General features: G+C 67.8%; 21 protein-coding genes. 12 read left to right on the top strand and 9 right to left on the bottom strand.

Features of this window, described 5'->3' with window-relative positions; genetic code table 11:
- Positions 1–29: 29 nt before the first annotated feature.
- Genes OR37_RS09670 through hisI form a run of 3 tightly spaced genes read right to left on the bottom strand, consistent with a single transcriptional unit; the run spans position 30 to position 2,093 of the window.
- A complete protein-coding gene (locus OR37_RS09670) occupies positions 30–1,064 on the bottom strand; it encodes an RluA family pseudouridine synthase (RefSeq protein WP_004618746.1) in 1,035 nt (344 codons plus the stop codon).
- Positions 1,061–1,687: a LysE family translocator gene (locus tag OR37_RS09665; protein ID WP_004618744.1), complete on the bottom strand. Its 627-nt coding sequence runs from the start codon at positions 1,685–1,687 to the stop codon at positions 1,061–1,063. Before OR37_RS09665 ends, OR37_RS09670 begins: the two co-directional genes overlap by 4 nt.
- The gene (hisI, locus tag OR37_RS09660) at positions 1,674–2,093 is read right to left on the bottom strand and encodes a phosphoribosyl-AMP cyclohydrolase (RefSeq protein WP_004618742.1); all 420 of its coding nucleotides are present in this window, start codon (positions 2,091–2,093) and stop codon (positions 1,674–1,676) included. The genes OR37_RS09665 and hisI overlap by 14 nt, the downstream gene beginning before the upstream one ends.
- Before the next feature lie 68 nt (positions 2,094–2,161).
- On the opposite strand from hisI, the gene OR37_RS09655 reads away from it, so the two are divergent.
- Positions 2,162–3,046 carry a DUF817 domain-containing protein gene (locus OR37_RS09655; RefSeq protein WP_004618740.1) on the top strand — a complete coding sequence of 295 codons (885 nt, stop codon included), beginning with the start codon at positions 2,162–2,164 and terminating at the stop codon, positions 3,044–3,046.
- Between the two features lie 33 nt (positions 3,047–3,079).
- Here the strand turns inward: OR37_RS09655 and folE are convergent, their stop codons facing one another.
- Positions 3,080–3,709 (bottom strand): GTP cyclohydrolase I FolE, encoded by a 630-nt coding sequence (folE, locus tag OR37_RS09650; protein WP_035017173.1) that lies wholly within the window; start codon positions 3,707–3,709, stop codon positions 3,080–3,082.
- A gap of 200 nt (positions 3,710–3,909) precedes the next feature.
- Between folE and cysS the strand changes: the two genes are divergently transcribed.
- The 6 genes from cysS to OR37_RS09620 are packed head-to-tail and all read left to right on the top strand — an operon-like array spanning position 3,910 to position 9,445.
- The gene (gene cysS / locus OR37_RS09645) at positions 3,910–5,301 is read left to right on the top strand and encodes a cysteine--tRNA ligase (protein WP_035017171.1); all 1,392 of its coding nucleotides are present in this window, start codon (positions 3,910–3,912) and stop codon (positions 5,299–5,301) included.
- A 5-nt stretch (positions 5,302–5,306) separates the two neighbouring features.
- Positions 5,307–5,768, top strand: a complete 462-nt coding sequence (locus OR37_RS09640; protein WP_004618734.1) for an SRPBCC domain-containing protein — start codon at positions 5,307–5,309, stop codon at positions 5,766–5,768.
- A gap of 8 nt (positions 5,769–5,776) precedes the next feature.
- Entirely contained in the window at positions 5,777–6,238 is a 462-nt protein-coding gene (locus tag OR37_RS09635) for an iron-sulfur cluster assembly scaffold protein (protein WP_004618732.1), read from the top strand.
- A 53-nt stretch (positions 6,239–6,291) separates the two neighbouring features.
- Positions 6,292–6,546, top strand: a complete 255-nt coding sequence (yidD, locus tag OR37_RS09630) for a membrane protein insertion efficiency factor YidD (RefSeq protein ID WP_035017170.1) — start codon at positions 6,292–6,294, stop codon at positions 6,544–6,546.
- Entirely contained in the window at positions 6,543–8,519 is a 1,977-nt protein-coding gene (gene thrS / locus OR37_RS09625) for a threonine--tRNA ligase (RefSeq protein ID WP_004618730.1), read from the top strand. Before yidD ends, thrS begins: the two co-directional genes overlap by 4 nt.
- Positions 8,519–9,445: a glycosyltransferase family 2 protein gene (locus OR37_RS09620; RefSeq protein ID WP_004618728.1), complete on the top strand. Its 927-nt coding sequence runs from the start codon at positions 8,519–8,521 to the stop codon at positions 9,443–9,445. Before thrS ends, OR37_RS09620 begins: the two co-directional genes overlap by 1 nt.
- A 767-nt stretch (positions 9,446–10,212) precedes the next feature.
- Here OR37_RS09620 and OR37_RS09615 read toward each other — a convergent pair.
- Genes OR37_RS09615 through OR37_RS09605 form a run of 3 tightly spaced genes read right to left on the bottom strand, consistent with a single transcriptional unit; the run spans position 10,213 to position 13,189 of the window.
- Positions 10,213–10,590 carry a hypothetical protein gene (locus OR37_RS09615; RefSeq protein WP_004618725.1) on the bottom strand — a complete coding sequence of 126 codons (378 nt, stop codon included), beginning with the start codon at positions 10,588–10,590 and terminating at the stop codon, positions 10,213–10,215.
- Complete coding sequence (locus tag OR37_RS09610; RefSeq protein ID WP_004618723.1) at positions 10,587–11,486, bottom strand: hydroxymethylglutaryl-CoA lyase; 900 nt, start codon at positions 11,484–11,486, stop codon at positions 10,587–10,589. Before OR37_RS09610 ends, OR37_RS09615 begins: the two co-directional genes overlap by 4 nt.
- Positions 11,483–13,189 carry an ArnT family glycosyltransferase gene (locus tag OR37_RS09605; RefSeq protein WP_004618720.1) on the bottom strand — a complete coding sequence of 569 codons (1,707 nt, stop codon included), beginning with the start codon at positions 13,187–13,189 and terminating at the stop codon, positions 11,483–11,485. The genes OR37_RS09610 and OR37_RS09605 overlap by 4 nt, the downstream gene beginning before the upstream one ends.
- A gap of 281 nt (positions 13,190–13,470) precedes the next feature.
- Here OR37_RS09605 and OR37_RS09600 point away from each other — a divergent pair, with 281 nt between their 5' ends.
- Both OR37_RS09600 and OR37_RS09595 read left to right on the top strand, forming a co-directional pair.
- Positions 13,471–14,208, top strand: a complete 738-nt coding sequence (locus OR37_RS09600) for a glycosyltransferase family 2 protein (protein ID WP_004618718.1) — start codon at positions 13,471–13,473, stop codon at positions 14,206–14,208.
- A gap of 107 nt (positions 14,209–14,315) precedes the next feature.
- A complete protein-coding gene (locus OR37_RS09595; protein WP_004618716.1) occupies positions 14,316–14,738 on the top strand; it encodes a hypothetical protein in 423 nt (140 codons plus the stop codon).
- Between the two features lie 6 nt (positions 14,739–14,744).
- Here OR37_RS09595 and OR37_RS09590 read toward each other — a convergent pair whose 3' ends face one another.
- Positions 14,745–15,203 carry a tRNA (cytidine(34)-2'-O)-methyltransferase gene (locus OR37_RS09590; RefSeq protein WP_004618714.1) on the bottom strand — a complete coding sequence of 153 codons (459 nt, stop codon included), beginning with the start codon at positions 15,201–15,203 and terminating at the stop codon, positions 14,745–14,747.
- A 201-nt stretch (positions 15,204–15,404) separates the two neighbouring features.
- Here OR37_RS09590 and petA point away from each other — a divergent pair, with 201 nt between their 5' ends.
- Genes petA through OR37_RS09575 form a run of 3 tightly spaced genes read left to right on the top strand, consistent with a single transcriptional unit; the run spans position 15,405 to position 18,108 of the window.
- Positions 15,405–15,956 (top strand): ubiquinol-cytochrome c reductase iron-sulfur subunit, encoded by a 552-nt coding sequence (petA, locus tag OR37_RS09585; protein ID WP_004618712.1) that lies wholly within the window; start codon positions 15,405–15,407, stop codon positions 15,954–15,956.
- 5 nt (positions 15,957–15,961) lie between these two features.
- Positions 15,962–17,248 carry a cytochrome b gene (locus tag OR37_RS09580; RefSeq protein WP_004618710.1) on the top strand — a complete coding sequence of 429 codons (1,287 nt, stop codon included), beginning with the start codon at positions 15,962–15,964 and terminating at the stop codon, positions 17,246–17,248.
- A gap of 5 nt (positions 17,249–17,253) precedes the next feature.
- Positions 17,254–18,108 (top strand): cytochrome c1, encoded by an 855-nt coding sequence (locus tag OR37_RS09575; protein WP_004618708.1) that lies wholly within the window; start codon positions 17,254–17,256, stop codon positions 18,106–18,108.
- A 79-nt stretch (positions 18,109–18,187) separates the two neighbouring features.
- Here OR37_RS09575 and OR37_RS09570 read toward each other — a convergent pair whose 3' ends face one another.
- Positions 18,188–18,952 carry a hypothetical protein gene (locus OR37_RS09570; RefSeq protein ID WP_004618706.1) on the bottom strand — a complete coding sequence of 255 codons (765 nt, stop codon included), beginning with the start codon at positions 18,950–18,952 and terminating at the stop codon, positions 18,188–18,190.
- Positions 18,953–19,002 lie beyond the last annotated feature (50 nt).

Raw genomic sequence — 19,002 nt, 5'->3', positions numbered from 1 at the left:
TTTGCCTCGTCGCGACATTTAGGCCGGGTTCAGAGGGTTTCCAGACAGGCCTGCAGCGCCGCCATGTCCGCCGGCAACGGGGTTTCGAAGCGCAGGGCCTCGCCGGTGATCGGATGGACGAAGCCCAGCACCGCCGCGTGCAGGGCCTGACGCGACAGGCCGGCCTCCCGGATCATCTCGCGCACCGCCGTCGCCGGTTGGCCCGCGCCGTAGACCGGATCGCCCAGGCACGGCGAGCCCTTGCTGGCCATGTGGACGCGGATCTGGTGGGTGCGGCCCGTTTCCAGCCGGCAGGCGACGCGCGCGGCCAGGGGCTTGTCGGCGGGGCCGAACGCGGCCTCGACGCGGTAGTGGGTGATCGCCTCGCGGCCGCCCGCGCGCAGCACCGCCATCTTCTTGCGATCGCCGGGCGAGCGGCCGATGCGGGTCTCGATCGTGGACGCGGCCGGCGAGGGCGCGCCGCGCGTCAGGGCGATGTACAGGCGGTCGATGTCGTGGGTCGAGAACAGCCGCGACAGGCCCTGGTGAGCCGCGTCGCTCTTGGCCGCGACCATGACGCCGGAGGTGTCCTTGTCCAGGCGGTGGACGATGCCCGGCCGCACCACCCCGCCGACCCCTGACAGGCTGTCGCCGCAATGGTGCAGCAGGGCGTTGACCAGGGTGCCGGTCCACGAGCCCGGCGCCGGGTGCGCCGCCATGCCGGCCGGCTTGTCGACCACGATCAGGTGCTGGTCCTCGTAGAGGACGGTCAGAGGAATAGCCTCGGGCTCGGGCTCGGCCGCGGCGGGCGGCGGGACCGACAGGACATAGGTCCCGGCCCGGGCCTTGCGCGAGGCGTCGGCGACCGGCTGGCCGTCGAGGCTGAGGCGGCCCTCGCCGATCAGGGCTTGCAGCCTGGCGCGGGACAGGGCGGGAAACAGCGGCGCCAGCGCCTTGTCCAGCCGCTGGCCGGCCTGATCGGCGGGCAGGTCGACGGTCAGACGTTCGCCTTCCGCGCCTTCCGCGCCATCCGCGAAGGCCAGGTCCGCGAAGTCGTCGTCCATGTCATCGACGGCGCGGGTCATCGCCGCTCCAACGCCAGCCGCAGGCCGAACGCCAGGAAGACGCCGCCGGTCACGCGGTCCAGCCAGCGGACCACGCTCGACACGCGCAGCAGGCCGGCGATCGGCACGGTGGCGGCGATCAGGACCGTGAACCACAGCAGGCCCTCGGCCACGTGGATGCCGGCCAGCAGCAGGCCGAAGTGGGCGGGATCGACGCCGGCCGGGATGAACTGCGGCAGGAACGAGACGTAGAAGATCCCGACCTTGGGATTGAGCAGATTGGTCAGCAGGCCCCGGCGCATCGCCCCGATCGGTCCGGCGTCGACGGCCTTCATCTCGCCGGGCTCGAACTGGTCGCGGGGCTTGAGGATCATGCGAAGGCCGGTCCAGGCCAGGAAGGCGGCTCCGGTCCACTTCAGCGCCGTATAGGCCAGGGTCGAGGCGGTCAGCAGGACCCCGATGCCGAAGGCGGCCGCCGCGCCCCAGAGGAAGCAGCCCAGGCCGATGCCGATCGCCGCGCCCGCCGCCCGGCGCGGCCCCTCGGCGGCGGCCGTGCGAATGACCAGCGCCGTGTCCAGGCCCGGCGTCAGGGTCAGCAGGCCGGCGGCCAGGCTAAAGGCGACGAGGGCGTCAGTCGTGGTCATGGAGCGGCGCGTCCGTCTCGACCAGTTCGCCGTCCTTCAAGACGCGGTAGAAGCACGAGCGGAAGCCGACGTGGCAGGCGCCGCCGTCGCCGCGCGGACGAACCTTGATCAGCACCGCGTCCTGGTCGCAGTCGACCCGCAGCTCGACCACGTCCTGCAGCTGGCCGCTGGTCTCGCCCTTCTTCCAGAGCGCGTTGCGCGAGCGGCTGAAATAGTGGGCGACGCCGGTTTCGACGGTCAGCTTCAGGGCCTCGTCGTTCATCCAGGCCAGCATCAGGATCTCGCCGGTGTCGGCGTGCTGAGCCACCGCCACGACCAGACCGTCGGCGTTGAAGCGCGGGGCCAGGGCCGCGCCGCGTTCCAGATCGTGCTTGCTGTGCGCTTGGGGAAACAGGTTGGTGCTCATGGCGCCACATATGGCGCAGGCGCTGAGCCTGCGCTAGGTTCCGCGTCTCCCCGAGGGACGGGACAGGGATGACTCTGAAGGACCGCATCAAGGCCGCCGTCGCGGCTCTGGACGTGTGGGCTCGGCCCTGGGCGCGGCGCTCGCGCTGGAACGGCTACGCCTACGAATTCCTGCTGTTCGGCCTGAAACAGGCCTGGGCCTGCCTGTTCGGCGGTCTGATGCTGGCCCTGCTGGTGGGCACCCATCTGTTCTGGCCCGCCCACGCGCCGCTGGCCCGCTACGACTTTCTCGTCATCGCCGCCGTCGCGATCCAGGCGGCTCTGCTCGCGCTGAAGCTGGAGCGCTGGGACGAGGCGCTGGTCATCTTCATGTTCCACGTCGTCGGCACGGTGATGGAGCTGTTCAAGACGGCCCATGGCTCTTGGATCTATCCCGAGCCCAGCCTGCTGCGGATCGGCGGCGTGCCGCTGTTCACCGGCTTCATGTACGCCTGCGTCGGCAGCTATATCGCGCGGATCTGGCGGCTGTTCGACATCACCTTCGAGCGGTATCCGCCGTTCTGGAGCACGCACATCCTGGCGGTGCTGATCTACGCCAACTTCTTTTCCCACCACTACATCGTCGACTTCCGGGTCGGGTTGTTCGCCCTGTCGGCGCTCCTGTTCGGCCGGACGTGGTTCGTGTTCACGCCCGATCAAACCGCGCGGCGGATGCCGATGCTGATGGGCGCGGTGCTGGTGTCGCTGTTCATCTGGTTCGCCGAGAACCTCGGGACCTTCGCCGGGGCGTGGATCTATCCCAGCCAGGCGGACGGCTGGCGCCTGGTGCCGATCGAGAAGATGGGCGCCTGGTATCTGTTGATGCTGATCAGCTTCGTGCTGGTGACGCTGGTGCACCGCCCCGTCGACGCCTGCGTCGCGCGGCTGCGCGAGGGCATCTGGCGGGCGGCTTGATCCTCCCCCGCGTCGCGGGGGAGGATCCATTTCCTACTTCCGCACCAGGTCCATGAACCGCTGCTGCAGGACCTTGTCGGTCTTGAACACGCCGCGGAACTGGGTGGTGATCGTCGAGACGTCGTGGTGGTGGACGCCGCGCGTCGACATGCACTGGTGCTCGGCGTCGATCAGCACGGCGACGCCGGCGGCCGAGAGGTGGTCCTCGATGGCGTCGGCGATCTGCATGGTCATGGTCTCCTGGGTCTGGAGACGCTTGGCGAAGATCTCGACCAGGCGCGCCAGCTTCGACAGGCCCACGACCTTGCCGGTCGGCATGTAGGCGACCCAGGCCTTGCCCAGGAACGGCGCCATGTGGTGCTCGCAGTGGCTCTGCACGTCGATGCCGCGCAGCATGACCATGTCGTCATAGCCCTGCACGTCCTCGAAGGTGCGCGACAGCTCCTTGGCCGGATCGCCGTGATAGCCGGCGAACCATTCCTCGAAGGCCTCGACCACGCGCTTGGGCGTATCGATCAGCCCCTCGCGTTCGGGATTGTCGCCGGCCCAGGCCAGCAAGGTCCGCACGGCGGCCATGGCCTCCTCTTTCGAAGGGCGTTCAGCGGCTTCAAGATCAAGATCGTCGGCGCCGATCAGGGTTCGTTCGCGAGCGAGGGCGTCCATGTCAGAGGGTTCTTTCCACGGGCTGAGTTGCGCCAGGACGCCGGTCGTCCTGGAATGACGCGTGCCACCCGTTTCACGGCTACGGTCGAAGCGTCGCGATGGACGTATCGATGGGCGTGGCCCAATCCGTATCCGAAGGATATATGGAGCCGGCCCCGCCTGGGGGCAACATCTCCGTTACGTCACAGCATCGCGACATCATGACCTTGAAGATCCACGACACCCTGGCGCGCGAGAAGCGCGACTTCGTTCCCGCCGATCCCACGCGGGTGACGATGTATGTCTGTGGCCCGACGGTCTACAACCACGCCCACATCGGCAATTTCCGGCCGGTGGTGGTGTTCGACGTGCTGTATCGCGTGCTGCGCCATCTCTATGGCGAGGACGCGGTGGTCTACGCCCGCAACGTCACCGACGTGGACGACAAGATCAACAAGAAGGCCGCCGACGAGGGCGTGCCGATCAGCGTGATCACCGAGCGCTATCTGGCGGCCTATCACCAGGACGCGGATGCGCTCGGCGCGCTGCGGCCCAATCTCGAGCCCAAGGCCACCGAACACATCGGCGCGATCCTCGAAATGATCGGCCAGCTGGTCGAGAACGGCAGCGCCTACGCCGCCGAGGGCCACGTGCTGTTCGACACCCAGAGCTTCGCCGACTACGGCCAGCTGTCGGGCCGGCCGCTGGACGAGATGATCGCCGGCGCCCGCGTCGAGGTCGCGCCCTACAAGCGCCACCCGGCCGACTTCGTGCTGTGGAAGCCCTCCAAGGAGAACGAGCCAGAGTGGGAAAGCCCCTGGGGCGCGGGCCGTCCGGGCTGGCACATCGAATGCTCGGCCATGATCGACAAGGCGCTGGGCAAGACGATCGACATCCACGCCGGCGGCATCGACCTGACCTTCCCGCACCACGAGAACGAGGTCGCCCAGAGCCGCTGCGCCCACAAGACGTCCGTGTTGGCCAACTACTGGATGCACAACGGCTTCCTCGACATGGGCGGGGAGAAGATGTCCAAGAGCCTGGGCAACGTCATCATCCCGCACGAGCTCTTGAAGACGGTGCCGGGCGAGGTGATCCGCTGGGCGCTGCTGTCGGCCCACTACCGCCAGCCGCTGGATTGGACGCCGGAACTGCTGGAGCAGAGCAAGAAGTCGCTGGACCGCCTGTACGGCGCCCTGCGCCGCGCCAAGGACGTCGCGCCCGACCAGGCCATGGAGGCCCCGGCCGAGGTGATGGCCGCCCTGATGGACGACCTGAACACGCCGCTGGCGACCTCGGCCTTCTTCGAGGTGTCGAGCCTGATCGAGAAGGCCGTGACGGCCGGCGACACCGTCGCCATCGCCGCCAACAAGGCGCGTCTGCTGGAGGCCGGCGCCCTGCTGGGCTTCCTGCAGGCCGATCCGGACAGCTGGTTCGAAGGCGACGCCTCCGACGAGCTGAAGGCCCAGGTCGAGGCGCTGCTGGCCCAGCGCGTCGCCGCGCGCGCCGCCAAGGACTGGCCCGCCGCCGACGCCATCCGCGCCCAGCTGGACGCCTTGGGCGTCGTGGTCATGGACGGCCCGTCGGGCGCGACCTGGCGGATGAAGGACTGAGGGCCATGAAGCGCGCCGTCGAGCACCGCATCGGGGTCCAGGCCCCCGCCGAGATCGTCTGGGAGGTCGTGTCCGACTTTTCGACCTGGCACGAGTGGAACCCCCTCTACCGCAAGGCCGAGGGGCAGATGAAGATCGGCACGGCCCTGACGCTGGAACAGCACCTGCCCGACCAGCCGGCCCAGGTGATCGCGCCGATCGTCCAGGACTGGGTGCCCTACGAGCAGTTGCACTGGCGATCCAGCCGCATGGGCGGCTTCGTCACCGCCATCCGGTATCTCGAGATCGAGAACATGGGCCCGGAGAACGCCACCTTCTCGAACGGCGAGCTGTTCATGGGGCTTCTGCTGCGCTTCGTGTCGCGCGAGGAGCGCCGCCGGCTGAAGGCCGCCTTCGCGGCGATGGGCGAGGCGGTGCGCGATCGGTCCGAGGTCCTCTGGTCCGAGCGCCGACGGGCCCCCATCTGAGACGCGCGATGATCGACGACCTCTACAGCGCGAAAATCCTGACGCTAGTGGCCAATATGCCGCGCGCCGGCCGCCTGGCCGCGCCGGACGCCACCAGCGAGAAGACCGCCAAGCTGTGCGGCAGCCGAATCGTCGTCGATGTGACGGTCCAAGACGGCAAGGTCGTCGACTACGCCCAGGACGTCTCGGCCTGCGCCCTGGGCCAGGCGGCCGCCGCGATCCTGGGCGCCAACGTGATCGGCGCCGAACTTTCCGAGATCGAGTTGGCGCGGGACTCGCTTGCCGCTATGCTCAAGTCGAACGGTTCGCCTCCCGCGGGCCGGTTTGCGGAGCTCGCCGTGCTGGAGCCGGTCAAGGACTATCCCGCCCGTCACGCCTCGACGCTGCTGGCGTTCGACGCGACGGTGGAGGCTGTCCGGAAGGCCACAGCCCGCTCCGAAACGCGAACTAGCACCGCCGGCGCGGCTTGATCCTTCCCTCCGGGGAGTGTGTAACCGCACTGCAACAAAGTCGCGCGCCGGCAATGTCTCTCTATGAACGCACCGTCGACCTTGGCCTCCGGGCCTACAAGTTGACGCTCTCGCCCTTTATCGGGCGTCAGTGCCGCTTCGCGCCGACCTGTTCGGAGTACGCGGCCGCCGCCCTGAAGGATCATGGCCCGATAACGGGTTCTTGGCTGACGTTGCGACGGATTTGCCGCTGCAATCCGTTTGGCGGATCGGGATACGACCCGCCGCCGCCGCGACACCAGCCACGCAAGTGGAAATGTGAAGAATGATCGATCTGGTTTTCCCCGACGGCTCCTCGCGACAATATCCGGACGGCTCCACGGGGCGCGACGTCGCCGCCGCCATCTCCAAGTCGCTGGAAAAGAAGGCGCTGCTGATCAAGCTGGACGGCCAGGTGCTGGACCTGGACCGCGCCCTGACGCCCGACCTGCTGACGGGCGAGCGCAAGTTCGAGATCCTGACGCGCGAGGCGCCCGAGGCCCTCGACACCATCCGTCACGACACGGCCCACGTGCTGGCCGAGGCGGTGCAGGAGCTGTTCCCCGGCACCCAGGTGACGATCGGCCCGAACGTCGAGGACGGCTTCTACTACGACTTCGCCCGCGACGAGCCTTTCAGTCTGGATGATCTGGAGAAGATCGAAAAGCGCATGAAGGAGATCGTCGATCGCGACGAGAAGATCACGCGCGAGGTCTGGGACCGCGACGAGGCCATCAAGCACTTCGACGAGATCGGCGAGCAGTACAAGGCTCAGATCATCCGCGATCTGCCCAACACCGACACGATCACGGTCTATCGCCAGGGGAACTGGAAGGACCTGTGCCGCGGTCCGCATCTGCCGTCGACCAAGCACGTCGGCAAGGCCTTCAAGCTGACCAAGCTGGCCGGCGCCTACTGGCGCGGCGACCAGAACAACGCTCAGCTGCAGCGCATCTACGGCACGAGCTGGGCCACCGAAGCCGATCTCGACGCCTATCTGAAGCGCGTCGAGGAAGCCGAGAAGCGCGATCACCGCAAGCTGGGCAAGACCATGGACCTCTTCCACATCCAGGAAGAGGGCAAGGGCATGGTGTTCTGGCACCCGAAGGGCTGGGCGCTCTATCGCGTGCTGGAAGACTATATGCGCCGCCGCCTGGACGCGGCCGGCTACAAGGAGGTCAAGACGCCGCAGATCCTGGACCGGAGCCTGTGGGAAAAGTCGGGCCACGCCGAGAAGTTCGGCCACGCCATGTTCATGTGCGAGAGCGCCGAGGGCGAGGTCCTGGCCGTCAAGCCGATGAACTGCCCCGGCCACATCCAGATCTTCAATGTCGGCCAGAAGTCCTATCGCGAACTGCCGCTGCGCATGGCCGAGTTCGGCGCCTGCCACCGCTACGAGCCGTCGGGCTCGATGCACGGTATCATGCGCGTGCGGGCCTTCACCCAGGACGACGCCCACATCTTCTGCCGCGAGGAGCAGGTCACCGAGGAGAGCGCGCGATTCATCGAATTGTTGCGCTCGGTCTATAACGACTTGGGCATGACGCTGGCTGACACCAAGTTTTCGACGCGTCCCGAGCTGCGCGCGGGTACGGACGAAATCTGGGACAAGGCCGAAGCCGCTCTGTCGGCGGCCGCCGAGGCGGCGGGCGAGACCCTGGTGCTCCAGGAGGGCGAGGGCGCCTTCTACGGTCCAAAGCTGGAGTTCTCGCTGAAGGACGCGATCGGCCGCGTCTGGCAGTGCGGCACCCTGCAATTAGATTTCGTTCTGCCGGAACGATTGGGCGCTGAATACGTTTCCGAGGACGGTTCGAAGAAGCGTCCCGTGATGCTTCACCGCGCCATTCTGGGGTCCTTCGAGCGATTTATCGGCATTCTGTTGGAGAACTACGCGGGCGCCTTGCCCGTCTGGCTGGCGCCGACGCAAGTCGTGGTGGCCACCATTACCTCCGACGCCGACGACTATGCCCGCGAGGTCGTTGAGACGTTGACGAATCTAGGTATGCGCGCGGAACTGGACCTTCGGAACGAGAAGATCAACTATAAGATTCGCGAGCATAGCCTCGCCAAGACGCCAGTGATCGCGGTTGTGGGACGCAAGGAAGCAGAGACGAGGCAACTGGCCTTGCGCCGCCTGGGCGGCGAGGGACAGAGCGTCCTGCCGCTTGAGGAAGCCCTGGCCGTCCTGACCGCTGACGCCACCCCGCCGGACGTGGCGCGCGCGCGCGCCGCCAAGGCGTCACTGGAGGCCGTGACCGCCTGATGAACAGCATGATCCCGTCCCTCTCGACCATTACCGCCGGCGCCCGTCCGGCTCGCCCGAACGTGTCGGTGGTCATGGTCGTCTATCGGACGGGAGACGCGCTCATCGAGAGCATCAGGCACGTGCTGGCCGAGCCGTTGGTCGACGAGTTCGTGATCGTCGACAACGGCTCGTGCGCTCGCGACGAGGACATGCTGCGCGCCCTGGCCCTGACCGAGCCGCGCGTCGTGCTCAAGCAGGGCCACGGCAATATCGGCTTCGCGCGCGGGGCCAATCTGGGCGCCACGACGGCGGGCGGCGAGCACATCGTCTTCCTCAATCCGGACGCCAACCTGCAGCCCGGCTGCGTGGCCAGCCTGGTGACGGCCTTCAAGGGCCAGCCGACGCCGACCATCGTCGGGGCGCGGGTGCTGAACGTCGATGGCTCCGAGCAGCGCGGCGGTCGTCGCGGCGAGGTGACGCCGATGAGCACCGTGCTCAGCTTCGGCCAGCTGACCCGCCGCTATCCGAAGCTGGCGGCCTTCGAGATCCACCGGGAACACGAGCCGGTGCCGGCGGGACCGGCGCCGATGCCGACCATCTCCGGGGCCTGCTTCGCCATGCGCCGCCGGGATTTCGACGCCCTGGGCGGTTTCGACGAAGGCTATTTCCTGCACGTCGAGGACATCGACCTGTGCTGGCGCGCCCGCCGCGCCGGCGGCCAGGTGCTGTTCCAGCCCAAGGCCCAGGTCGTGCATCTGGGCCACACCAGCCTGGAGCATCCGGTCAAGGTCGAGTTCCACAAGGGCGTCGGCCTGACCCGCTATTTCATCAAGCGCGCCGACTCGTTCCAGCTGTTCGCCGCCGCCGTGCTGCTGGCCCCGGCCATCATGCTGATGAGCGTCTGCCGCCCGCTGCTGTGGAAGCTGACCGGGCGGCCGATTTAGGGCGACGGTCGGGGCGGCTTTCGGCCCTAATAGATATCCCTTCTCAACCGACCTCCCCGGCGAACGCCGGGGCCCAGATTCATCCAGAGCGGCTGGGGGGGCGACATCGCTCCGAACCAAAGGGACGCGCGACCGTGGGTTCGATCTGGGTCCCGGCAGTCGCCGGGAAGGTCGGGTTTATGGAAGAAGGGGAGAGGCTGTTCGCGGCCCTACTCGGAAGTTCGCAAGCGCCCCCTCCGTCACGATGCGTATCCGCATCGCGCCACCTCCCCCGTACGCTTGGCTACGGGTGAGGAGATAACCGTTTCCTCCTCCCCCGAGAAACGGGGGAGGTGGCGCGGCGCCGATAGGCGACGTGACGAAGGGGGCGCAATGCCCAACCACCGCCCGTCTCAGACGTTGATCACGTCCGCGTTCGACAGCTGTCGGATTAGCCAAGGCGCTGAAGGGCACTCTCAAGGAAGGTCTTCGCTTCGGAAGACGAAAAGCGAATGTCGGGCTTTTGCCGATTTATGGCTCCCTTCAGTTCGCTTGCCGTTCGTGCTTCGAGTTCGGTGCGCAAGAATTCACGGAGATCAGCCTTGTGATCTTGCCTGACGAATTCGACGCAATCAGCCGCAAGACGTTCCACGCTACCTTGCGCCAGGTAGAGCGCGTCCTGGTGGAGCCCTGAGCAAAGTTCGGAGAAGCCGGCAGGTATTGTCATCGCTCCAGCTTGCCGGAGTGAAAGTCGCCCTTCCACCCAGATCTGTCGGTAGGAACCGCCGCTACATAGGCCCGATCGTCTCGAACCGCTTGCCGTCCGGCCCCTCGATCGACGTGGGCGCTTGCAGGTTCCTGGCGGGAAGCATCGCCCGGTAGCGCTCGTAGATGGCGCTGGCGTTCAGCTTCGACTTGGCCGTCAGGCAGAGGTCGTATTCGCCCTCGCGGCCCCAGGGCTTGCGCTCGACATGGGCCAGGTCGCGGTCGGTCTTGACCATGTCGGTCACGGTGTCGGAAAGCGGCCGGTCGATGCCGCCGCCATAGCTGCCGAAGCGGATCGTCACGTCGCAGCGCGACGCCGGGCCGCCGGGCGAGGCGCCCTCCGGCGCGGCCGCCGCGCAGGCGCTCAAGGACAGGGCGAGCAGGGCGGCCAGGCGGATCATGCGGGGAAGCCTCCGGCGCGGGCCAGGGACGAGGCGGGGGCCTTGCCCAGCTTGGCGCTGATGTCGCGGCCGATCCGGATCAGGGCCGCCAGGTCGTAACCGGTTTCGAAGCCGGCGCGTTCCAGCATGTAGACCAGATCCTCGGTGCCGATATTTCCGGTGGCGGCGGGCGCGAACGGACACCCGCCCAGGCCGCCCACCGAGGCGTCCAGCACGTCGACGCCGGCCTCGACGCTGGCGAAGGCGTTGGCCAGGCCGGTGTTGCGGGTGTCGTGGAAGTGCATCCGCAGCCGCGCGTCCGGGGCGGCCGCGCGGACGGCCTCGATCCGCTGGCGGACGGTCCAGGGATCGGCGACGCCGATCGTGTCGGCGACGGCGATCTCGCGCACGCCCAGGGCGGCGGCCTCGCGGGCGATGGCCACGACCTGATCCTGGCTGATCTCGCCGTCGAACGGACAGCCGAAGGCCACCGAGATCGTCGCGGTGATCGGCGGGCCGCCCTCGACGGCCTGGCGTTCGGCGATGGCGGCCAACGTATCGATCTGCTGGCGGACCGTCGCGCCCTGGTTCTTCACGCCAAAGCCGTCCGAGGCGCAGACCACGACATTGGCCTCGTCGCAGCCGGTCGAGACGCAACGCTCCCAGCCGCGCATGTTGAGCACCAGGCCGATGCGCGACTGGACGCGGTCGGCGGGAAGCGCGGCCATGATGTCCTCGGCCCCCGCCATCTGCGGCACGCGGTTGGGGTTGACGAACGACACCACCTCCATGCGCCGGGCGCCGGCCGTCTCCAGCGCGCGGATCAGGTCGAGCTTGTCCTCGACGCTCAGGATGGTCTTCTCGTTCTGCAGGCCGTCGCGCGGCCCGACCTCGACGATCTGGATGAAGCGGCTCATGGGTTGGTTTCCTGCGCCCCGCCCGGTTCGGCGGAGGGATCGGGCGTCTGGGGCTCGCCCCGGTAGATCGTCAGGCGGTTCTTGTGGCCGTCGGAATAGTTGACGCCCTCGATCACGGCGACGGGGCGCGGCTTGAGATTGTCGTCGACCATGGCGGCGCGGAAGGCCTTCTCCTCGCGGGCCTCGACCACGGCGGGGCGGCCCTCGGCGATGGCGTCGGCCGCGCCCTCGCCATTGGTCAGCTGGGTGGCCGTGCCCAGCTGGAACACCAGGCTGGGCTCGGCGTAGCCGGTGACGGCCACCGGCCCGAGCGCGCCCGAGCGGGGCGACAGGCGGGCGCTGTCCAGGGCGTCGGCGACGTCCTTGGATAGGAACAGCGGCTTGAGGTTCGGCAACAGGCCGGCGGTCAGGGCGATGTGGGCGGCGACGCCCAGGGCCCCGGCGCTGACCAGGGCGAGAACCGAATGGCGGCGCAGCAGCAGGACCGCGCCGGCGATCCCCGCGCCCAGCGCCAGCGCGCCGGCCAGGGCGGCGAAGGCCAGGGTCGCGCCGTCTCCGAACCGCTTCTGGCCGTAGACCGCGACGGCCGCGAAGACGACGCCCGCGAACAGGGCCAGGACCGCGCCGATCCGCCGGCTCCAACCGCCCAGCGGCGCGCGGATCGCCGCCGCCATCAGCATGGCCAGCGCGCCATAGGCCGGCAGCTCGTAGTGGATCAGCTTGGTGGGCAAAAGCTCGAACATCAGCCAGGTCGGGACCAGCCAGCAGACGGCGAAGCGCACGCCCGGCTGCTTGCGGCCGGTCCAGCCCAAGGCGACCGCGGCCGGCAGCAATAGGGTGGCCGGGAAGGTCAGCAGCGGCGCGGCCAGGGCGTGGTAGCCGAACGGCGCGGCGTGCCCCTCCTGGCCCCCGGCCATCTTCGGCGCCAGGTCCCCGCCCACGGCCGCGCCCCAGAAGGCGCCGTCGGTGGCCACGGTGATCATCATCGCCCAGGGCAGGACGATGGCGGCGAACAGGATCAGGCCCCAGGTCAGGCCCAGGCTCTTCATCCAGGCGGCCTTGCGGTCCCACAGGCCCAGCATGATCAGGGCCAGGATCACGACCAGCAGGCCGACCGGGCCCTTGATCAGGGCGGCCAGCGACAGGCCCAGCCAGAAGGCCAGCTTGGTCGGCTTGCCGGCGTTCTCGCCCTTCAGCTGGGCCGCGTAGACTCGCGCCAGGGCCGCCATGGCCAGGGTGGTGAAGCCGCATAGCGCCGCGTCGGTCTTGGCGATGAAGGCCTCGGACGACAGCAGGAAGGTGGCCCCCAGGATCCCGCCGGCGATCAGGCCGGTGCGAGGATCGAACAGCGCGCTCGCGCCCCAGGCGCAGGCGGCCGCCGCCAGCATCGCGCCCAGCAGGGAAGGGATGCGGTAGGCCCAGATCCGGCGCGTCTCGGCGTCGGACAGCGCCTTGACGCTGATCGCCTGCAGCCAGTGGATGCCGACCGGCTTCTTGAAGCGCGGCTGGTCCTGGAACTTGATGACGACATAGTCGCCGGTCTCCAGCATCTGCGACGTGGCCTGGGCGAAGCGGGACTCGTCGCGATCGAGCGGCGGCATGGCGAACAGGCCGGGCAGGCCCGCGACCAGGGCGATCAGCGCGGCGAACAGGGGGCCGCGCCACCCCCGGCTCCAGCCATCCAGGCGAGATTCAAGCGTCATGCGCCCTGCTTTAGCACGATCCTTCCGGTCGAGCGCGATAGCCGAAAGTGGAAGCCGGTTTCGGCGGCGATCGCGCTCTAACTATCTGATTTCGAAGCCCGTCTTTCCCTTTCAAATCGGAGATTTGAAAGGGACGGGCTTCGAGCGCGATAGCCGAAAGTGGAAGCCGGTTTCGGCGGCGATCGCGCTCTAACTATCTGATTTCGAAGCCCGTCTTTCCCTTTCAAATCGGAGATTTGAAAAGGACGGGCTTCGAGCGACTTTTGTTGTATGAGGGGGCGATGAGCCTGCAAGCCGCCCAGACCCCCGACTTTTCCGTCGTCGTTCCCGTTTTCGACGAGGGCGAGGCCGCGCCGAAGCTGGCGCGCGAGATCGCGGCCGCCTTCGCCGGCGAGGCCTACGAGATGATCTTCGTCGACGACGCCAGCCGCGACGACACCAAGGCGCGGCTGATCGCCCTGAAGGCCGAGATCCCGCAACTGCGCGTGCTGGGTCATCGGAAGAACTCGGGTCAGAGCCGCGCCGTCCGCAGCGGCGTGCTGGCCGCGCGCGCGCCGATCGTCATCACCCTGGACGGCGACGGGCAGAACGATCCGGCCGACGCGCCGCGCCTGGCCAAGGCCCTGGCCGCCGGCCCCGACAGCCTCGCCCTGGTGGGCGGCGAGCGGGTCAAGCGTCAGGACAGCCAGGCCAAGCGGCTGGCCTCCAAGTTCGGCAACGGCGTGCGCAAGCGACTGTTGAAAGACACCGCCAACGACACCGGCTGCGGCCTGAAGGCCTTCCGGCGCGAGGCCTTCCTGCGCCTGCCGTACTTCGATCACATCCATCGCTACATTCCCGCCCTGATGCTGCGCGAGGGCTACGAGGTCGCGTTCCAGCCGGTGAACCATCGCCACCGCGAGACGGGGGTGTCGAAATACACCAACCTCGGCCGCCTGAAGGCCTCGGTGTCCGATCTCCTGGGGGTGATGTGGTTGCAGTCGCGGGCCCGCAATCCTCTGGGCGTCGACGAGGCGTAAGAGGCGACGTCACGCGTTTCGGGCGAGACGTCTTCACCGAAGCCGAATAAGCCGTTACGCCTTAACCATGGCATGACGTCTCGGGGCGTGCCGAAGGGGGAAGCTCGATGTTCGCGGCGGTTCCGCTGCTGGCGCTGCCAGTGCTGATCTACAACCTGATCTGCCTGACCCTGTCGGGCGCGTTCAAGGCCGTGGACGCCAATGTCCGCATGACCGACAAGCTGTTCACCATCCACATGACCTCGCGGGCCGAGTGGGGCGTCAGCCTGGGCGACCTTCTGTTGGCCGCCTCGCTGGTGGTGCTGTTCGTCGAGCTGTTGAAGTCCACGACCAGCCGCCGGATCGCCATCATCAACCACTCGCTGTCGATGGTGCTGTTCATCTTCTGCCTGGTCGAGTTTCTGCTGTTTCCGGCCTTCGCGACCTCGACCTTCTTCCTGGTCACCCTGATGGTGCTGCTGGACGTACTGGCGGGCTTCATCGTCACCATCGTGTCCGCGCGCCGGGACATCGAGTTCGGGGACCATTAGGGGCTTCTAGCCCGGAAAGCCGCCCGTCTGGCGCAGCGCCTCGCCCAGCGCCATGGCCGCCGTGGTGGCCAGGTTCATCGAGCGCGTCTCGGGCCGGATTGGAATCACCAGCCGCCCCTGGGCCGCCGCGTGGACCTCTTCGGGCGCGCCCCGGCTCTCGTTGCCGAACAGCAGGGTGTCTCCGGACTCGAACGAAAACCGGTGGAACGGCGTCGCGCCCTTGGTCGTGAACAGCAACAGGCGCCCTTCGGCGCGCGCCGGCGCCTTAAGGAACGTCTCCCAGCTGTCGTGCCGCGTCAGGTGCGTCAGAGGGCCGTAATCCAGCGCCGCGCGCTTCAAGCTCTTGTCATTCAAGGGGAAACTGCAAGGCTCGATGACGTCCAGCCCCACGCCGAAACAGGCGGTGAGGCGGATGGCGGCGCCGACGTTCTGGGGAATACCCGGTTGAAAAAGTGCGATACGCATAATAAGCGAACCAACCACAAGGGCAGCAGGGGCTTTGCCGCGAATCGAAAGGACTTGCGGACTTGGCCCGCGCGTCCGATAGGACGATCCGACCGCTGCCTTGTGGCGGAGATCCGTTCGCGGGTCGAGCAAGAATGGCGCTGGGAGGCGCTTCTCCAGGTTGGTCGCTCGCGACCGCCTGTATCAAAGGGGTGACTTAAGGTGGCCGACACCGCCGTGGGCGCAACGACCGAGCCGGAACACGGGAGCGATCCTTCCCGGCGTGACTTCATTCACATCGCCGCCGTCGCGGCCGCCGCCGGCGGCGCCGCGACTCTGGTGTGGCCGTTCATCGATCAGATGAACCCGTCCGCGGACACGCGGGCCCTGGCCTCGACCGAGTTCGACCTGACCAAGGTCGCCGAGGGCCAGCAGGTGACGATCAAGTGGCGCGGCAAGCCGCTGTTCGTCCGCAACCGGACCAAGGCCGAGATCGCCAAGGCGGTCAAGGACGACCACGCCGACATGAAGGATCCGGCGACGGACGCCTCGCGCGTGAAGCCGGGCAAGGCCCAATGGCTGATCGTCGGCGGCAACTGCACCCACCTGGGCTGCGTGCCGACCTTCGGCGGCGGCGAGTACGGCGGCTGGTTCTGCCCGTGCCACGGCTCGGTCTACGACACCTCGGGTCGTATCCGTAAGGGCCCCGCGCCCAAGAACCTGGTGGTTCCGGATTACGCCTTCCTCTCCGACACCAAGGTCAAGATCGGCTAATCGAGATGAGCGGACATTCGACCTATCAACCCAAGACCGGTTTCGAGCGCTGGCTCGACGCCCGTCTGCCGATCGTGCGCCTGGGCTACGATTCGTTCGTCGACTACCCCACGCCGCGGAACCTGAACTACTGGTGGACCTTCGGCGGCATCCTGTCGCTGTGCCTGGCCTCCCAGCTGATCACCGGCATCATCCTGGTGATGCACTACACGCCGAGCGCCCAAGGCGCGTTCGCGTCGGTCGAGCACATCATGCGCGACGTGAACTACGGCTGGCTGATCCGCTACATGCACGCCAACGGCGCGTCGATGTTCTTCATCGCCGTCTACATCCACATGCTGCGCGGCCTCTACTACGGCTCCTACAAGGCGCCGCGCGAAGTGCTGTGGCTGCTGGGCTGCGTGATCTATCTGCTGATGATGGCCACCGCCTTCATGGGCTACGTCCTGCCCTGGGGCCAGATGTCGTTCCACGGCGCCGTCGTGATCACCAACCTGTTCGGCGCCCTGCCGCTGGTCGGCGAGAGCATCACCACCTGGCTGTGGGGCGGCTTCGCGGTCGACAACCCGACCCTGAATCGCTTCTTCTCGCTGCACTACCTGCTGCCCTTCATGATCGCGGGCGTCGTGATCCTGCACATCTGGGCCCTGCACGTCGTCGGCCAGAACAACCCGACCGGCGTCGACCCGAAGTCGAAGGCCGACACCGTGCCCTTCACGCCTTACGCGACGGTGAAGGACGGTTTCGCGATGAGCGTCTTCCTGATCCTCTTCGCCTTCTTCGTCTTCTACATGCCCAACGCCCTGGGCCACGCGGACAACTATATCGAGGCCAACCCGCTGGTGACGCCGTCGCACATCGTTCCGGAATGGTACTTCCTGCCGTTCTACGCGATCCTGCGCGCCGTGCCGGACAAGCTGATGGGCGTGCTGGCCATGTTCGGCGCCATCGCCTGCCTGTTCGCCCTGCCGTGGCTGGACACTTCGAAGGTGCGCTCGATGCGCTACCGCCCGACCGCGAAGATCTACTTCCTGTTCTTCGTGGTGGTGTGCTGCATCCTGGGCCTCTGCGGCGCCAAGCTGCCCGACGATCCGGTCATCCCGCACCTGACCACCTTCTCGGTCATGGGTTCGGACCTGAACAGCTTCGTGTGGCTGTCGCGCTTCGCGGCCCTCTACTACTTCGCTTTCTTCCTGGTCGTGCTGCCGGTCCTGGGCTTGGTCGAAAAGACCCTGCCGGTGCCGGACTCGATCGCCTCGCCGGCCCTGTCGGCCGACGCCAAGAAGGGTTGATCCCGATGCTCCGCAAACTCTCGGTTATCGCGGCGGTCGCGGGTCTCCTGACGGTGGGGGCCTCGGCCCCCGCCTTCGCCAACGGCGGCGCGCTGGAGCCCAAGGACGTCCACTGGTCGTTCGAAGGTCCGTTCGGCACGTTCGACCAGGCCCAGCTGCAGCGCGGCTACAAGGTCTATCGCGAGGTCTGCTCGGCCTGCCACTCGATGAAGCTGGTGGCCTTCCGCAACCTCGGCGACAAGGGCGCGCCCTTCTATAATCCGAAGTATCCGAACTCGAACGAGAACCCGGTCGTCAAGGCGATCGCCAAGGACTACCAGGTGGCCGACATCGACGGCGAGACCGGCGACGCCATCAAGCGTCCGGCCACGCCCGCCGACCGCTTCCCGTCGCCCTTCGCCAACGAGGCGGCGGCGCGCGCGGCCAACGGCGGCGCCCTGCCGCCGGACATGTCGCTGCTGGCCAAGGCCCGCGAAGGCGGCCCGGCGCACATCTACTCGATCGTGGTCGGTTATCAGGCGCCTCCGAAGGGTCTGAAGGTCGGTCCTGGCCAGAACTACAACCCGTACATGGCCGGCGACCTGTCGTCGTACTGGTCCGGCGACAAGGAGCACGTCCCGCCGGGCGGCTTCATCGCCATGCCCCAGCCTCTGAAGGCCGGGCAGGTGACGTTCGATGACGGCACGAAGTCGACGCTGGAACAGGAAGCCAAGGACGTCTCGGCCTTCCTGATGTGGGCCGCCGAGCCCAAGCTGGAAGAGCGCAAGCAGACCGGCTTCGCCGTGCTGATCTACCTCATCCTGCTCTCGGGTCTGCTGTATGCCAGCTACAAGACCGTGTGGCGCAACGAGTCGCACTGAGCCCTGGTTCAGCGCTGAAATGGAAAGGCCCGGTGGAAACGCCGGGCCTTTTTCGTTGGTCAAGCCGCGGCGGAGGGGCTCACGGCGCGACCGACAAGGTGGTGGCGCGGGCGTCGAGGTGCAGCCGATGGCGGGCCCAGAGGCCGACGCCCAGGCTGCCGGTCACGCCCTCCGGCAGGTCGTCGGCCAGGCTGGCGGGAACGTTCTGGGCCAGCACGCCGCCGATCGACAGCGCCCGCAGCCGCGCCGGCGCCCGATGGCGGGCCGAAAGGTCAAGCTTGCCGCTCGCCTTGGCCTCGCGCGTCGAGAGCCGGGCCATGGCCCGGGAGGCGGTGTCGATGGCGAAGGCTCCGCGCAGGGCCACGGGGCCGTCGCTGACGGCCGCGACGATCGTCGGCAGGCCTTGGACCAGGGTGACCGGCAAGACGGCCTGACGCCGCGCCCGCCAGGGCCGGTCGATGCGCAGGCGGCAATGGCGAAAGTCGATCTCGATCGCGTGGCCCGAAAGGACATCCATGCCGATGACCCCGGCGATGGGGGTGACGAAGCCCGCGCCGCGCGCGTCCAGGTCGGCGACCTTGACCGACACGGCCGGCGCCTTCAGTCCGGCCACCTCGACCGACAGTGAGAGCTCGGGCGCGAGGATCCCCTCCATCTGCGCCTTGGTGTCATGCAGCAGGGTGCGCGGGGCCGACAGGTCGATGACGTAGTCGCCGGCCATGGTCCCGATCACCGCCGGCGCCACGACCGCCCCGTTTTCGAACCAGCACGCCGTCTCCCCAGCGCGGGCCGCGTCGGCGGTGATCGTGGTCGTCAGAAGCAGCGCGGCGAGGCAGGAACGCATGACCCGCAGCCTAGGTCGCCGCGCCGGGAAAGGGAAAGATCTGTTTGTGT

The sequence above is a fragment of the Caulobacter vibrioides OR37 genome (genome assembly GCF_000372645.1).
GTDB classification, from domain to species: Bacteria; Pseudomonadota; Alphaproteobacteria; order Caulobacterales; family Caulobacteraceae; genus Caulobacter; species Caulobacter vibrioides_E.
This window is presented reverse-complemented; position numbering and strand designations above follow the sequence as displayed.